Source organism: Marvinbryantia formatexigens DSM 14469 (assembly GCF_025148285.1).
Lineage (GTDB): Bacteria > Bacillota > Clostridia > Lachnospirales > Lachnospiraceae > Marvinbryantia > Marvinbryantia formatexigens.
Map to the genome: position 1 here is coordinate 572,451 of NZ_CP102268.1, position 15,161 is coordinate 587,611.

The 15,161-nt window shown below is 52.9% G+C and carries 13 protein-coding genes; 1 reads left to right on the forward strand and 12 read right to left on the reverse strand.

What is annotated here, in order from left to right; genetic code table 11:
- Position 1: 1 nt before the first annotated feature.
- The 9 genes from infB to NQ534_RS03100 all read right to left on the reverse strand — a co-directional run bounded on the left by infB (position 2) and on the right by NQ534_RS03100 (position 11,201).
- Positions 2-3,373, reverse strand: coding sequence for a translation initiation factor IF-2 (gene infB / locus NQ534_RS03060; protein ID WP_260043154.1), 3,372 nt, complete (start codon positions 3,371-3,373; stop codon positions 2-4).
- A gap of 5 nt (positions 3,374-3,378) precedes the next feature.
- On the reverse strand, positions 3,379-3,699 hold the full coding sequence (locus NQ534_RS03065; protein WP_006864215.1) for a L7Ae/L30e/S12e/Gadd45 family ribosomal protein: 321 nt from the start codon (positions 3,697-3,699) through the stop codon (positions 3,379-3,381).
- On the reverse strand, positions 3,686-3,964 hold the full coding sequence (gene rnpM / locus NQ534_RS03070; RefSeq protein ID WP_006864214.1) for an RNase P modulator RnpM: 279 nt from the start codon (positions 3,962-3,964) through the stop codon (positions 3,686-3,688). The genes NQ534_RS03065 and rnpM overlap by 14 nt, the downstream gene beginning before the upstream one ends.
- Positions 3,965-3,978: 14 nt before the next feature.
- The gene (gene nusA / locus NQ534_RS03075) at positions 3,979-5,262 is read right to left on the reverse strand and encodes a transcription termination factor NusA (RefSeq protein ID WP_006864213.1); all 1,284 of its coding nucleotides are present in this window, start codon (positions 5,260-5,262) and stop codon (positions 3,979-3,981) included.
- Between the two features lie 16 nt (positions 5,263-5,278).
- Positions 5,279-5,746 (reverse strand): ribosome maturation factor RimP, encoded by a 468-nt coding sequence (rimP, locus tag NQ534_RS03080; RefSeq protein WP_040785287.1) that lies wholly within the window; start codon positions 5,744-5,746, stop codon positions 5,279-5,281.
- A 244-nt stretch (positions 5,747-5,990) separates the two neighbouring features.
- The gene (locus NQ534_RS03085; protein WP_006864211.1) at positions 5,991-8,237 is read right to left on the reverse strand and encodes a DNA gyrase/topoisomerase IV subunit A; all 2,247 of its coding nucleotides are present in this window, start codon (positions 8,235-8,237) and stop codon (positions 5,991-5,993) included.
- 41 nt (positions 8,238-8,278) lie between these two features.
- Positions 8,279-10,198: a DNA gyrase/topoisomerase IV subunit B gene (locus NQ534_RS03090; protein ID WP_006864210.1), complete on the reverse strand. Its 1,920-nt coding sequence runs from the start codon at positions 10,196-10,198 to the stop codon at positions 8,279-8,281.
- A 135-nt stretch (positions 10,199-10,333) separates the two neighbouring features.
- On the reverse strand, positions 10,334-10,885 hold the full coding sequence (locus NQ534_RS03095) for a DUF2812 domain-containing protein (protein WP_006864208.1): 552 nt from the start codon (positions 10,883-10,885) through the stop codon (positions 10,334-10,336).
- Positions 10,878-11,201, reverse strand: a complete 324-nt coding sequence (locus NQ534_RS03100) for a PadR family transcriptional regulator (RefSeq protein ID WP_040785256.1) — start codon at positions 11,199-11,201, stop codon at positions 10,878-10,880. Before NQ534_RS03100 ends, NQ534_RS03095 begins: the two co-directional genes overlap by 8 nt.
- A 281-nt stretch (positions 11,202-11,482) precedes the next feature.
- On the opposite strand from NQ534_RS03100, the gene NQ534_RS03105 reads away from it, so the two are divergent.
- Entirely contained in the window at positions 11,483-11,875 is a 393-nt protein-coding gene (locus NQ534_RS03105; RefSeq protein ID WP_040785255.1) for a hypothetical protein, read from the forward strand.
- Between the two features lie 218 nt (positions 11,876-12,093).
- Here the strand turns inward: NQ534_RS03105 and NQ534_RS03110 are convergent, their stop codons facing one another.
- The 3 genes from NQ534_RS03110 to NQ534_RS03120 are packed head-to-tail and all read right to left on the reverse strand — an operon-like array spanning position 12,094 to position 15,017.
- Complete coding sequence (locus tag NQ534_RS03110; protein ID WP_006864204.1) at positions 12,094-13,449, reverse strand: sensor histidine kinase; 1,356 nt, start codon at positions 13,447-13,449, stop codon at positions 12,094-12,096.
- Positions 13,439-14,146, reverse strand: a complete 708-nt coding sequence (locus NQ534_RS03115; protein WP_006864203.1) for a response regulator transcription factor — start codon at positions 14,144-14,146, stop codon at positions 13,439-13,441. The genes NQ534_RS03110 and NQ534_RS03115 overlap by 11 nt, the downstream gene beginning before the upstream one ends.
- The gene (locus tag NQ534_RS03120) at positions 14,136-15,017 is read right to left on the reverse strand and encodes a CPBP family intramembrane glutamic endopeptidase (protein ID WP_006864202.1); all 882 of its coding nucleotides are present in this window, start codon (positions 15,015-15,017) and stop codon (positions 14,136-14,138) included. The genes NQ534_RS03115 and NQ534_RS03120 overlap by 11 nt, the downstream gene beginning before the upstream one ends.
- Between the last annotated feature and the right edge of the window lie 144 nt (positions 15,018-15,161).

Consider the following 15,161-nt stretch of genomic DNA (forward strand, 5'->3'; position numbering starts at 1 on the left):
TCTATCGCGGAACCTCTACCATAATATACGCTTCTACCTGGTCGAATTCCTGAATATCATTGAATTTTTCAAAGACAAGACCGCATTCGTAGCCTGCCCTTACTTCTTTTACGTCATCCTTGAAGCGCTTCAGCGACGCCAGCTTTCCTTCAAAGATCTGCGTACCCTCGCGCGTAATACGCACGGAGCAGCCTCTCTGGATTATGCCATCCAGAACATAGGAACCGGCGATATTGCCGACACCGGACGCCTTGAATATCTGGCGCACCTCGGCGTGACCAATGACTTTTTCCTCATATACCGGGTCCAGCATACCCTTCATGGCAGCTTCCACATCCGCAATCGCATCATAGATGACGCGGTACAGACGCACATCCACGTTCTCACGCTCCGCGCTCGCCTTCGCCATCGCGTCCGGTCTGACATTAAAGCCGATGATAATCGCATTGGATGCGGATGCCAGGCTGACATCGGATTCGTTGATGGCACCAACGCCGCCGTGGATAATCTTTACGGCAACCTCTTCATTGGACAGCTTTAAGAGGCTCTGCTTCACCGCCTCCACGGAGCCCTGTACATCGGCTTTTACGATGATGCCAAGCTCCTTCAGATTGCCCGCCTGAATCTGGCTGAACAGATCGTCAAGCGACATTCTGGATTTTGTCTCCTCCAGCAGCTTTTCCTTGCTCTGGCTGATGAAGGTCTCCGCAAAGCTTCTCGCTTCTTTATCATTTTCGCAGGCAACAAATACCTCGCCCGCATTCGGCACGTCAGAAAGACCAAGGATTTCCACCGGAGTGGACGGTCCCGCCTCTTTCACTCTTCTGCCCTTATCGTCCATCATTGCGCGCACCTTGCCGTGGCATGATCCCGCCGCAACCGCGTCGCCCACGTGCAGGGTGCCTTTCTGTACCAGCACCGTCGCCACCGGACCTTTTCCTTTATCCAGCTCCGCCTCGATGACAAGGCCTCTCGCCTTACGGTTCGGATTCGCTTTCAGCTCCGCCACCTCTGCCGTCAGAAGAATCATTTCCAGCAGGTTGTCAAGACCTTCGTGCGTGTGTGCGGAAACCGGCACAAATATCGTACTTCCGCCCCAGTCCTCCGGAATCAGTCCGTACTCGGACAGCTCCTGCTTCACACGGTCCACATTGGCGCTCGGCTTATCAATCTTGTTGATCGCCACGATGATTTCGGTTCCCGCCGCCTTCGCATGGCTGATTGCCTCAACCGTCTGCGGCATCACGCCGTCGTCCGCCGCCACTACAAGGATAGCGATATCCGTCGCGTTGGCGCCGCGCATACGCATTGCGGTAAACGCCTCATGTCCCGGCGTATCCAGGAAAGTAATCTTCTGTCCGTTGATGGATACCGTGTAGGCACCGATGTGCTGTGTAATACCGCCCGCCTCTTTTGCGATCACGTGCGTATTCCGGATAGCGTCCAGAAGAGAGGTTTTTCCGTGGTCTACGTGACCCATGACGCAGACAACCGGCGGTCTTGCAACCATCGTTTCCTCCGCCTCTTCTTCCTCCTTCAGAAGCTCTTCAATTACATCGACCTTTACCTCATGCTCCGCGATGCAGTTGTATTCCATAGCGATTTCTTCCGCCATGTCATATTCAATCTCATGATTTACCGTCACCATCGTTCCCTGCAGGAACAGCTTCTTCACGATTGCCGCAGCCTGCACCTTCAGGATATCCGCCAGCTCGCGGATCGTCATGCGGTCCGGAAGCGTAACAGTTCTGATTTCGTCTTCCTTCTTCTCTGCCGGAGGCGGTGTGACCGGTTTGATGAACTTACCGGCAGTTTTCCCGTTTTTGCCGGAATTATTATTTTTCTGTCCCGGACGTCCCTTGCCGTTGCCGCCCTCCTGGCGGTCAAAACGGTCGCGCTTGTTGTATTTTTCTTTATCCTTTTCCTTATCGGCGCGGATTCTGGATTCCTTTGTCACCGGCTTGCTGCCAAGATCCGGCTGCGGAATCGACAGATTTCTGCCGCCCTGTCCGCGGCTCTGGCTGCGCCCGTCGCGGTTGTTGTCGCGGTCGCCGAAGCTGCGGGAGCGTCCCTGTCCGTCGCGGCTGTCGCGGTCACCGAAGCGTCCGCCCTGTCCTGTGCGGTTATCCGCTGTGCGTCCGCCGCGGTTATCTCTGCTGCCGCCCTGGTCGCCACGGTTGTTGCGGTCGCCAAAGCTGCGTCCTGTGCGGTTGTCTCTGTTGTTATCGCGGTCGCCGCGTCCGTCACGGTTATCTCTTCCGCCGCCCTGGTCGCCGCGGTTGTTGCGGTCGCCAAAGCTGCGCCCTCCGCGGTTGTCTCTGTTGTTATCGCGGTCGCCGCGTCCGTCACGGTTATCTCTTCCGCCCTGTCCATCGCGGTTATTGCGCTCTCCTGTGCCGCGTCCTCCGCGGTTATCTCTGTTGTTATCGCGGTCGCCGCGTCCGTCACGGTTATCTCTTCCGCCCTGCGCGCGGGACTGTCCTCTGGCTTCCGCCTTCTCCGGCGCCGCCGCCTTTTCCGGCTGACGCTGCTGCTTCGCTTCTGTCTGGGGCGCCTTCGCCTCCGCCGGTGCTTCCTTCGCTTCCGCCGCCGGAGCCGCCTTCTGCGCCGCTTTTGTCTCTGCTGCCTGCGCCGGCTTTGTCTCCGCCGCTGTGTTCGCCGTCTGCGCCGCCTTTACCTCTGCCGCCGCACCTGCCGTCTGCGCCGCTTTTGTCTCCGCCGCATTTACTGTCTGCGCCGCCTTTGTCTCTGCCGCTGCATTTGCTGTCTGCGCCGCCTTTATCTCTGCCGCTGCATTTGCTGTCTGCGCCACCTTTGTCTCCGCCGCCGCATTTGCTGCCTGTGCCGGCTTTGCTTCAGCCGCTGCGCCTGCCGCCTGCTGCCGTACCTTTGCCTCAGCCGCGCCTGCCGCCTGCTGTCTGCCGCGCACCTCCGCGCCTCTGCCGTTCGCCGGCTTTCCTGCTTCCGCGCCTCTGCCGCCCGCCGGGCGTGCTCCGGCAGCTTTTCTGCCCGCCGGTTTATCCTCCGCAGTTCTCATACCCGCCGGTTTCTGGATTCCCGTCCGGCTGTTCTGGGAACGGAAAATTCTGGTAATATTTTTCTTTTTCGGAGCGCCTGCCGCTTTCGCGCCATTCTCCGCCGTTTTTTCTCCGGTCTGCGCCGTCTTCTCCCCCGCCGCGGCGCTCTGCTGCGCTTCCCGTTTTGCGGGAGCCGGTCTGCTGCCCACGTCTTTGCGTACCATTTCTACCTGTTCATCTTCCAGCATACTCATATAACTCTTTACTTCAATTCCTTTCTCTTTCAGATAATCTATCACTTCTCTGTTTGCTCTGCCCAGCTCTTTTGCGATTTCATGCACTCTCATTCTGGCCATACCCACTACCTCCGTTCGTCTCTGTTTGCCAGTTCCTTCATTATAGCATCGGAAAGCCCCGCATCTGTCACCGCCAGCGACGAACGCATTTCTTTTCCAATCGCCGTGCCCAGTTCCTGCTTCGTTCCGTAAAGATAAAACGGTACCTCATAGAATGTGCACATGTTCTGAAACTTTTTCCGGGTGTTCTCTGAGGCGTCCCCGGATATAAGCACCAGATGGGCAGTTCCTGCCTTCACTGCTTTTTCCGTAGAAAATTCACCGCTTCTGATTCTGCCTGCCTTCGCAGCAAGCCCGACCAGGGAGAGTATTCTATTTGGTCTCAATCTGCTCTATCTCCTTTTTCAAACTATCATATACCGCAGGGGAAATGCCCGTCTTCAGCGAGCGCTCCAGCCCTTTGCTCTTCACCGCCTTCTCAAAGCATTCCATCGAAAAGCACAGGTACGCGCCTCTTCCGTTTTTTCTGCCTGTTGTATCAATCACAAGCTCCTCCTCCGGCGTGCGCAGGATACGAATCATATCTTTTTTGTTTTTCATTTCCTGGCACCCGATGCATTTGCGCTGCGGAATCTTCTTTGTCTGACCCATTTTCTATCTCCCGCTTATTCTTCCGTCTCCGGATCCGCCGGGCTTTCGGAATCTCCCGTCGTTTCCGCTTCTTCTGCGTCCTCCGGCACCTCCGTCAGCTCCGGTTCTTCCATGTCCTCCGGCACTTCCGTCATTTCCGGCTCCTCCTCATACAGCTCTCCTTCCTCATACTGTCCGCTGTAATCGTCAGCATAGGTATCACTGTACTCGTCGTAGTCGTCCTCGTAATATTCCTCTTCCTCCATCTCATCAAAATCGCCCGCCTCGATCGCCTGCGTCTCGCTCTTGATGTCGATCTTGAAACCGGTAAGCCTTGCGGCAAGCCGCGCGTTCTGTCCTTCTTTTCCGATTGCCAGGGAAAGCTGGTAATCCGGCACGACCACCTTCGCGGTCTTTTCATCGTTGTCCGCCGCAACATAGATAACCTTTGCCGGACTGAGGGCATTCTCAATCAGCAGCGCCGGGTTTTCATCCCAGTTGATGATATCGATTTTCTCCCCGCGCAGCTCCTCCACGATGGTGTTGACGCGGGAGCCGTTGATGCCGACACAGGCGCCCACCGCATCGACGTCCGGGTCGTTGGACCAGACAGCCATCTTGGTGCGGTTGCCCGCCTCTCTGGCGATACATTTGATTTCCACGGTGCCGTCGCGCACCTCTGTCACTTCGCTCTCAAACAGGCGCTTTACCAGCTCCGGATGCGTGCGGGAAACCAGTACCTTCGGTCCCTTCGGCGTATCCTTTACCTCCAGCACGTATACCTTTATGCGCTCGGTCGGGCGGAAGGTCTCGCCCTTTACCATTTCGTTTTCATTCAGAATCGCATCCACCTTGCCGAGGTTAATGCTGACGTTTCTGCCGAGGTATCTCTGCACGATACCGGTCACAACTTCGCGCTCCTTGCTGTAATATTCGTTGTACAGCACCTTGCGCTCCTCCTCGCGGATTTTCTGGAGAATGACGTTTTTCGCGTTCTGGGTGGCGATACGTCCGAATTCCTTTGATTTGATCTCCACATTTACCACATCGCCCACCTCGTAGCGGGAATCCTTCATCTTTGCGTCAACCAGGCTGATTTCCGTTACCGGGTCCTCCACCTCTTCCACAACGGTCTTCTCCGCGTGAACGGAAAATTCGCAGGTGTCCGGATTGATATCCACCTTCACATTGTCCGCCTTGCCAAAGTGGTTTTTGCACGCCTGGAGCAGCGACTGTTCAATCGCTTCCAAAAGCACTTCTTTGCTGATGTTTTTCTCCTTCTCCAGCACGTCCAGTGCTTCCATTAATTCGTTATTCATTTTCCCTTTTTCCTCCTTAAAAATCGAAAGCCAGCCTGATCAGCGCGATATCCGCTCTCGCAATCTGCATTTCGCTTTCATCTTCCAATACTATCGTAACCGATTCTTTATCAAACGCCTTTAAGATACCGTAAAATTCCTTCTGTTTTTCTATCGCGCGGAACGTGCGGATCTCCACCTCTTCCCCGATGCTGCGCACAAAATCCTTTTCTTTTTTCAGCGGTCTCCCAAGACCCGGAGAGCTGACCTCAAAGATATAGGATTCCTCCACAAAGTCCTGTTCATCCAGGATATCGTTTGCCGCCCGGCTTACCAGCTCGCAGTCGTCCACCGTAATGCCGCCCGGCTTGTCGATGTACGCGCGCAGGTACCAGCTTCCGCCTTCCTTTACATACTCCACATCCACCAGCTCAAATCCGTTTGCATCCACGATCGGCTGCAGAATCGCCTCCGTTTTCTGCTCATACATTTCTCTTTTTGTCATACGCCCCGCATTCCTCCAGATATGCCGGTCTCCGCTGCGCTTCCGCCCGGTGACAGCCGCCCCGGTTTCCACTTTTTCCGCGCGCCCGGCAACATAAGATTGAGCGGGTTTTTCAACCCGCTCACACTCTAGTAACATATTCTTATCATCTTCATTATAGCACTCTTATCTGGAAAAACAAGTGTTTTTTTCAGCTTTTTCCTTTAATTTACTTGTTTTTTCCATATTTTTTACCGGACACCGGTTATCCGCGAAGCTTCGTGCCCTTTGTATCGCGCCCGGCCACCTTCAGGCGGTCCAGGCGGATTTCTTTTTCTTTATAAAGGATGGTTTTGTCTTTTTCGCCGTCCGGATAATACATTGCCTCCACCCGGTCGCCCTCTCCAAGGCGGATGCCGCGCACGCCGATGGCGCCCTTTTTCTTGAGTGGGATGTCCCCGATACGGATGCGCAGGCAGATATCGTGCTCTGTCTTAAATACCGCCGTCTCCGCCTCGTCCATCCGGTGGACGCTGATGAGCCGGTCACCCTCCTGCAGCTTTGTCGCCGCAATCGTGCGTTTTGCCACGTCAAACTCGCTGCCCTCCACCTGCTTCACCATTCCCTGCGCCGTCCCGAAGACAAACAGGGACATTTTCACCCGCTGCAGGCTTTCCACATAGACAATCGCCTCCCGCGCGCTGCTGTAATTACAGAAGTTGTCAATCGGCTTGCCCTTGTCGCGGAATTTTCCGAAGGGCACATCCAGTACCCTGATGAGATGCTGGCTGCCCGTATCCGTAAACAGGCAGATTTTGTCGGTGTTCATGCAGGGGATGACGTAGCGGCTTTCCGCGTCCGCCGTCTCCTTATTTCGCTCGTAGGTCTGCGCATCCACGGTGCGCGCATAACCGAAGCGGTCCATCAGAAAGACGACCTCCATCTCCTCCAGCTTCTTTTCCTCGTAGACTGCTTCCTCTCCGTTTTCCACCACAGTTTTCCGCGGCACGGCATATTCCTTTTTCAGGCTCTGCAGCTCTTTGATGATCTGCTTTGCCATAGAGCCGTAATTGTTTAAGAGGTCCTCGTAGCGGGCGATGTTTTTTACCGTCTCATCATGTTCTTTCTGGAGGGCGGCAATTTCCAGCCCGATCAGCTTGTAGAGCCGCATTTCCAGAATCGCCGTCGCCTGCGCGTCAGTGAAATGAAGCTGCTCGGCCTGCTTTTTCGAGGTTCTGGATTTGAACCGGATTCCCTCTGTGACGCCGTTTACCAGACATTCCTTTGCCTGCTCGCGGCTTTTGCTGCCGCGCAGGATCTCGATAATCAGGTCGATGACGTCGCACGCTTTTATCAGCCCCTCCTGAATCTCCCGCTTCGCCTGCTCTTTTTCAAGTAATGTCTGATATTTGCGCGTGTTTACCTCAAACTGGAAGTCGATGTGATGCTCGATGATTTTTTTCAGCCCCAGGGTTTCCGGTCTGCCGTCCGAGACCGCCAGCATATTCACGCTGAAGGTATCTTCCAGACGCGTTTTTTTATAAAGCATGTTAATCAGATTGTTGGTGTCGGCATTTTTGCGCAGCTCCAGCACGATGCGAATGCCGTCCTTGGACGACTGATTGGAAATGTCCACGATGTCCGTGGTTTTTTTCGTCTCCACCAGAGCCGCCACGTCGTTTAAAAACTTGCCGATGTTTGCGCCGATCATGGTATACGGAATCTCGCTGATCACAAGGCTTTCTTTTCCGTTTTTTCCTTTCTCCACGTCAACCTTTCCACGGATGCGGATTTTGCCCATGCCAGTCTTGTAGATATCCGTCAGCTCATCCTTGTTTACCACGATGCCCCCTGTCGGGAAATCCGGTCCCTGGATGTACTGCATCAGTTCTTCCGTGGTGATGTTACTGTTTTTGATGGTGGCAATGACCGCGTCAATTACTTCGCCGAGGTTGTGCGGCGGAATACTGGTCACCATGCCGACCGCAATGCCGTCCGCCCCGTTTACCAGAAGGTTTGGCAGGCGCACCGGCAGGACTTCCGGCTCCTTTTCCGTCTCGTCAAAGTTGGGCACGAACGGGACAACGTTTTTGTCGAGGTCGGCAAGGAACGCCTCCTGCGTGACTTTCTGCAGCCGCGCCTCCGTGTAACGCATTGCCGCGGCGCCGTCCCCCTCGATGGACCCGAAGTTTCCGTGTCCGTCCACCAGGGGAAGCCCTTTTTTGAATTCCTGCGCCATCACTACCAGCGCCTCGTAGATGGAGCTGTCGCCGTGCGGGTGATATTTACCCATTGTGTCGCCGACGATACGCGCGCATTTGCGGTACGGGCGGTCGTAGCGGATGCCCAGCTCGTACATGTCGTAGAGCGTCCGGCGCTGCACCGGCTTCAGCCCGTCGCGCACATCCGGGAGCGCGCGGGATACGATAACGCTCATTGCGTAGTCTATATAAGATTTCTGCATGATTTCCGAATATTCGGTACGGATAATCTGCTGCTGTGTGTTTTCCATATATTTGTATTACCTCAAATTTCCTTTTTGTTTCTAATAGCTTATACGTCCAGCTCGGCGTCTTTCGCGTGCTCGTAGATGAATGCCTTGCGCGGCGGCACTTCGGTGCCCATCAGCATTTCCGTGACACTGGAGGCCATGCGCGCATCCTCGATTTCTACGCGCCTTAGCACACGCGTTTCCGGGTTCAGGGTCGTCTCCCAGAGCTGCTGCGCGTCCATTTCACCGAGACCCTTGTAGCGCTGCAGCGTGAAGTTCTTATGTGTCTTCCGGTATTTTTCCAGCGCCTTGTCGTCGTACAGATATTCCTCCGGTCCGCGCGCCGGCATCGCCTTGTAAAGCGGCGGCATCGCGATGTAGATGTGCCCCTCGTAAATCAGCTCCGGCATGAAGCGGTAGAACAGCGTCAGCAGCAGCGTGCTGATATGCGCGCCGTCCACGTCGGCATCCGCCATGATAATGATTTTATCGTATCGCAGCTTCGAGATATCGAAGTCGTTTCCATAGCCCTCCGAGAATCCGCAGCCGAAAGCATTTATCATCGTCTTGATTTCCGCGTTTGCCAGCACCTTGTCGATGCTTGCCTTTTCCACGTTGAGAATTTTTCCGCGGATAGGCATGATTGCCTGGAAGCTGCGGTTGCGCGCCATTTTTGCCGAACCGCCCGCGGAATCTCCCTCCACGATAAATATCTCGCACAGCTCCGGCTTTCTGCTCTCGCAGTTTGCCAGCTTGCCGTTGGAATCAAAGGAGTATTTCTGCTTCGTCAGAAGGTTTGTCTTTGCTTTCTCTTCTGTCCGGCGGATTTTTGCCGCCCGCTCCGCGCAGGATAGCACCTTTTTCAGGGTTTCCAGATTGCGGTCGAAATACAGCACCGCCTCGTCGCCAACCACCTTGGCGACCGCCTTTGCAGCGTCCTGGTTGTCCAGCTTCGTCTTTGTCTGACCCTCGAAGCGCGGCGCCGGGTGCTTCACGGACACTACCGCCGTCATGCCGTTGCGGATATCCGCGCCAGTAAAGTTTGCGTCCTTTTCTTTTAAAATGCCAAGTTCTCTGGCGTAATTGTTCATGATGGCGGTAAACGCCGTCTTAAAACCGGTCAGATGCGTGCCGCCCTCCGCGTTGTAAATGTTGTTGCAGAAGCCGAGCACGTTTTCGTGAAATTCATTCACATACTGGAACGCGCACTCCACCGTGATGCCGTCCAGTTCGCCCTTTAAATATACCGGCGGATCCTGCACCGTCTCTTTGTTGCGGTTTAAATCCTTCACAAAACCGATGATGCCGTCCGGCTCGTGGTATTCCAGATGCTCCGTCTCGGCGCCGCGGCGGTCCTCAAAAATAATCGTCAGCGCCGGATTCAGGTAAGCAGTCTCATGCAGACGGCTTTTGATTTCCTCTGCCGCGAACTGCGTTTTTTCAAATATTTCCGGATCCGGCAGAAAGTTGATGCAGGTTCCGGTCTTTTTTGTCTTTCCCGTCACCGGAAGCAGACCTTTTTCCAGCTCCACCACCGGCACCCCCCGCTCGAATCGGTCATGATGAATCTGTCCGCCGAGGCTCACCTGCACGTCCAGATACGTCGACAGTGCGTTTACCACCGAAGAACCGACGCCGTGCAGACCGCCGCTGGTCTTGTAGCTGTCATTGTCAAATTTTCCGCCCGCGTGCAGTGTCGTAAACACCAGTCGCTCCGCCGGGACGCCTTTTTCATGCATATCCACCGGCACGCCGCGCCCGTTATCGTTTACAGTGGCAGAGCCGTCTTTTTCCAGATACACCTCTATCTGGCTGCAATAGCCCGCCAGATGCTCATCCACCGCATTATCTACAATTTCATATACCAGATGGTTCAATCCCTTCCGGGACACGCTGCCGATATACATACCCGGTCGTTTGCGGACCGCCTCCAGTCCCTCCAGCACAGATATACTCGCCGCGTCATATGTCTTTTTTGCCATAAATCACTCTATCCTTTATCTAAATCATTTCCTGCTTATTTCCTTATGCATTATAACAACATCCTGCAAAAAAATGCAAGCAGAATTGAAAAGCCGTCGCCTGGCGGGGTGACGGTCTTTCCAAAAGCAAGTGTTTCAGTCATTTCTGTATTTTTCTCTCAGTTTTCGCAGTTTCAGCCCGCAATAAGCAAGCAGATAAAGATATAGCAGCGTCAGGACAGCAAACAAAACCGTGAACACGACTGCAAGGGAGTCGCTGGTCTCTATGCTTCTGATAAAATTCGGAAACACGCAGCAGAGGAAGATTATCATAAGCGGAAGCAGCCGGGTTTTCATTACATGGTTGATCAATTCCACTCTTGATTCGTTGTCGGAGAAAATTTCTCCATCCTGTTCGGAATTTGTTTCTGATAACGGTTTCCGGAAATATAGCCATCCAACGCATCGCCCGATATATTCCCAGCCATAATCCCGAAACATCTGAAAATAGTGACTGTTTTCTGTGTTATTTTTATAGTCCAGCCGGTACGCCACATCCTCCGGCGTGCATTGCTCGAAGATGAAGAAGCACGGCGGAATCATTTTCGATAGTTTCCATCCGTTTTTATGCTGCTCATGCAGCCAGGCTTCTTCCTCCTCGTAATCCGCGATGGTAAAAAAGCGTATTACCGTTTTTCTGTTACTCATTTACTCCCTCTCCTTTGCTATTTTTATACAAACGTTCTATACGTTTCAGTTCAAGATTTAAGACTTCTTTTCCAAGCTCTGTAATCTGATAAATTTTTCTTTTTTCTTCTTCCCTTTGAAAGGCAAGCAGCCCGTCTTTTTCCATTTTCGAAAGCGTTCCGTACATCGTACCCGCACTGATGATCAGCTCTCCTCCTGTCATCTGCCTGACCTGCTGGCTGATTCCGTAACCATGCTGCGGCTGCTGGAGACAGAACAAAATATAAAAACCGCTTTCCGTCATCGGTACATAAATCCGTTTGATTTTACTATCCATATACATCCTCACTATTTCACTTCGATATATCGAGGTTCTATCTATAATATATCGAAGTCCGATGTAATTGTCAAGAAGTTTCACTCAAAAACGACAGAGATTTTGTTTCAGTAAAATTTTTATCTAAAAACAGCCCGAATCGCGCCCTGATATTCATGATTATTAAGAATTTGTAAGCTAATATTAAGCTTTTCCCGTGATACAATAAATGTAAGCCACTCCCGTGCTTCAAGGTAGGGTGCTGGAAATCTTGCAGAAATGAATTGAAGGAGGACGTGAATATGAAAAAGAGAAGATTTGCAGGAATCTGTATAGCGGTTTTGCTTGCCGGGATGACCGGCTGTGCAAACGAAGCGCCCGCCGCGCAGACGGAAACGGAGCTCAGCACACAGGCGGAAAGCCGGACAGCGGCAAAAGAAACAGGAAATGTTTCCGCCACTGCTGCAGATGATTCGTCAGACAGCGTGGAAGATGTCGCCGGGCAGGGCTTTGTTCCGCCAAAGGGTTCCCGTGTTGACAGCAACGGAAATATTGCCACTCCCAGCGGAGAAACCTTTTCAAAAGACGGCGGCTGGGCTGTGCCGGAGGGCGGGCACGTCGATTCCCAGGGGCGCATCATCGACAAAAACGGAAATGTCATGGGCGGCGGCGCCCCGGTCGGTTCCAAAGGATAACGGCAAAAAAATCAAGTTTTTGCATTTCAGTGCACAAACTTGATTTTTTTCATAAGTTTATGCTATGCTCGTACCAAAAAGCGTTATGGCAAATCCAGTCTGTTGAAGCTAATAATTCTCTGCCAACCTGATTGACTGGTTGATTTCTGCCTAAAGATTTACCCCCTGCTATGCAGGGGGAATTTTTACTGTGGCACAGGAGAAGTCCCATCTCTGCATCAGCAGCGGTGGGATTTTGTTGTATCTTCACATATCGGGAAGCGCAGCTCTATCCAGTAGGTATCCTCCAGGATTCCGACTCTGGCAGAGCCGCCCATTTTTTCCATCATCATAGAGACGTTTTTCACGCCGATGCCGGTTCCGGCAACGTAGCTGTCCGGCATGGCTCTTCCGTTTGCGATAAGAACCTCCACCTGGTCCGCCCCGCAGGTAAGCTCTATCTGCACCGCGCGCTCCCGGTCGCCGTATTTTTCGATATTGGAAATGATGTTGTTCAGGATACGCCCCATATAATCGGTATTTACCTGTATGCTGACGTTTCTCCACTCCAGCCCGTCCGCGTTTACCGAAAAGCCGTCGTCCGCTAAAAGGGCGCACAGCTCCGAGAGGTAATCCCCCAGCACGCTGCGGATATCCTCCGGCGGCTCCAACTCTGTCTCTTTCTGGGAATCGATAAAAAAGAATTCAAACATCCGGTCAGACATCGATTTTATCTGCAGGATGCGGCTGTACGCTTTCTCAATGTATTCCCCGCTGACATTTCCCTCACGCTCCTGCTTTCTTAAAATCTCCATATACGTCAGCAGCCCTGTCAGCGGCGTGCGCAGGTCATGCGACATGCCGACCACCAGCTTTTCCTGCGCCGCGCGCAGTTCCTTCTCCGTCTGCTCATGCTCCTTTAATTCCTGCCGCATACTGTCCAGTCCGCGTGCGAGCTGCGCCAGCTCATCCTCTCCCTGTATCGTCACCTTCTCCTCCAGATTTCCCCGGCTGATTACCGCCACCTCGCGCTGCAGACACCGGATATACCGCACATCCTCCTGCATCCCCTGGATAAAGACGCCCAGACAGGCTGCAAAGCCCAGCATCACCGTGATACCAAAAATCAGATGAAAATATTTTTCTGCCAGACCACTGTACAGATAAACAAAAGCGTCTCCATCTGCAAAGTGAACGACCTCCGTATATTTTCTTGCATACTGGCTTATGCCGCTCGCCCAGACGCCTGACCCTTCCTCCGTGCCGCGGCTGTCCCTGTCCTTTACTTTGCTGTCAAATAAAATTTCATCCTCCCGGTAAATTTTCAGCTCCGCAAACCCGTTTTCTTCTGCCCATTTCCGGATTTTTGCGGCATCTGTCGCCGCCAGGTGATTCTTGTCTGCATAAATCTGGAGCGCTTCCAGCCCTTTCTCCTCCTCATGATAGAGCAGAAAGCTCCACTGCGTATCATACTGCAGAATATTCACGCTCCCAAAATAAAGCACAACAAAAACAAACAGACCAACGTCCAGCCCACGCAGCAGGCGCGTTACCATCTTTCCTGTCAGGCTGTCCACACGTATTTTATCTGCCAAGGCGGTATCCCTTTCCCCATACGGTTTCGATAAGCTTCGGATTCTGCGCATCCTCCTCCACTTTTTTTCTGAGCCTGCGGATATGCACCATCACTGTGTTTGCAGAGCCGAGGTCAAACGGCTCCTCCCATGCGCTCTCATAGAGATTGCGCGCGGAAAATATTTTCTGCGGATATTCCATGAAAAGAAGCAGCAGCCGGTATTCCAGTTCTGTGAGATTCACTTCCTCTCCCCGCACAAACACACTGTTCTGTATGGTGCAGATACGGATGTCGCCCTTCTTTAACCATTCGGGCAGATTGCTCTTTTCCTCCTGTGCTGCTTTGTCGTAAACGTTGCGCCTGCGCAGCAGCGCCTTTACCCTGGCAAGCAGCTCCGCATAAGAAAACGGCTTTACCAGATAATCGTCCCCGCCCGCCGTCAGACCGATTACCTTATCGGATTCCTGCTCTTTTGCCGTCAGAAACAGCACCGGCACATTCGATACCTTGCGGATTTCCTCACAGGTCCTGATTCCGGAGATTCCCGGCATCATAATGTCCAGTATTACAAGATGAGTATTCTCCGTCAGTTTTTCCAGCCCCATCCTGCCGTTTTCCGCTTCCTCCACGTGATACCCCTCTCCCTCCAGCAGAATGCGCACACCCTCCCGGATTGCCGGGTCGTCTTCAATCATCAGTATGTTGTTATGCTCCATCCGGACCGCCTCTCTTTCCTGTGACCGCTCCCGTCCTGCCTGCCTTTCTCATCCAGCATACCGCCAGTATCCCTGTCAGCAAAAAGCCAAGCATGGAAGGCAGCGCCCTGTATATGGTATTCATTCCGGGCATACCTATAAGCAGCCAGTTGTCCGTTTCCAGGGTATAAGTCCAGATAGCCGGAAAGCTCTGGTTTGTATCAATATGCAAAATTTGTCCGTCTCCCGCAAAAATGCTATACAGCGCATGAATCAGCACCGCCGACCAGATAGAACCGCTCTCACAGACAACCAGCGTCAGCGCCGTCCCCATCAGAAATGTTCCCAGTATCGTCAGAAGCGCGTCTTTCACATTCAAAAATGACATTGCCATACACTGGATCAGGGTATATGTGAAAACAGATGCCGCTGCCGCGCCTTTTTTTCCGAAACCAGTCTGCAACGCGCGAAAGGCAAGCCCCCGGTAAAGCAGTTCCTCCGTCACAGCCGCCCGGATCCCCTGTCCCAAAACATTCGATACGAAAATCCTGAGCAAATCCTGCAGCGTGGGATTTTCGAATGCCAGCGTCCCCTTCACGCAAAACAGGTAGAACATATCCACCACAGCAGGAAGAAGCACGGCAACAATGCACCAGCGCCGCAGAAACAGTGGTTTTCTGCAATAGACATCTGCCAGAGAAATCTTCATAACATACTTCGTATAAAGATAAACTGCCGTAAATACGCTCCACAAATTCAGACAATTACCCGCAAGTTCTTTCACAACAAGAGACGTATCCATTCTCCATGCCACTCTGCTGAAAGAAACTGTAAAAATATGAATCAGGAACACTGCCGCCGCATGCAGAATCGCTTTTGCTTTTCTTTGCATAACTCATCCCCGTTTTCGGGCAGATGCAAAAAGCTCCGCCCTTTTTCTTTCTTTATTCCGATTTTACTATTGCTGCTTCCGGCTGTCAATCTAATGAGCCGTCTGTAAATTCCGTTTCATCTGTTATGGCAGTCATCCAGCCTG

Excerpts from the sequence above, each read along its gene's own strand:
- nusA (WP_006864213.1), bottom strand. The coding sequence starts at position 5,262 with ATGAATAACGAATTAATGGAAGCACTGGACGTGCTGGAGAAGGAGAAA.
- NQ534_RS03095 (WP_006864208.1), bottom strand. The coding sequence starts at position 10,885 with ATGAGTAACAGAAAAACGGTAATACGCTTTTTTACCATCGCGGATTAC.
- NQ534_RS03100 (WP_040785256.1), bottom strand. The coding sequence starts at position 11,201 with ATGGATAGTAAAATCAAACGGATTTATGTACCGATGACGGAAAGCGGT.
- rnpM (WP_006864214.1), bottom strand. The coding sequence starts at position 3,964 with ATGGGTCAGACAAAGAAGATTCCGCAGCGCAAATGCATCGGGTGCCAG.
- NQ534_RS03115 (WP_006864203.1), bottom strand. The coding sequence starts at position 14,146 with ATGGAGCATAACAACATACTGATGATTGAAGACGACCCGGCAATCCGG.
- NQ534_RS03090 (WP_006864210.1), bottom strand. The coding sequence starts at position 10,198 with ATGGCAAAAAAGACATATGACGCGGCGAGTATATCTGTGCTGGAGGGA.
- NQ534_RS03105 (WP_040785255.1), top strand. The coding sequence starts at position 11,483 with ATGAAAAAGAGAAGATTTGCAGGAATCTGTATAGCGGTTTTGCTTGCC.
- NQ534_RS03120 (WP_006864202.1), bottom strand. The coding sequence starts at position 15,017 with ATGCAAAGAAAAGCAAAAGCGATTCTGCATGCGGCGGCAGTGTTCCTG.
- NQ534_RS03085 (WP_006864211.1), bottom strand. The coding sequence starts at position 8,237 with ATGGAAAACACACAGCAGCAGATTATCCGTACCGAATATTCGGAAATC.
- infB (WP_260043154.1), bottom strand. The coding sequence starts at position 3,373 with ATGGCCAGAATGAGAGTGCATGAAATCGCAAAAGAGCTGGGCAGAGCA.
- rimP (WP_040785287.1), bottom strand. The coding sequence starts at position 5,746 with ATGACAAAAAGAGAAATGTATGAGCAGAAAACGGAGGCGATTCTGCAG.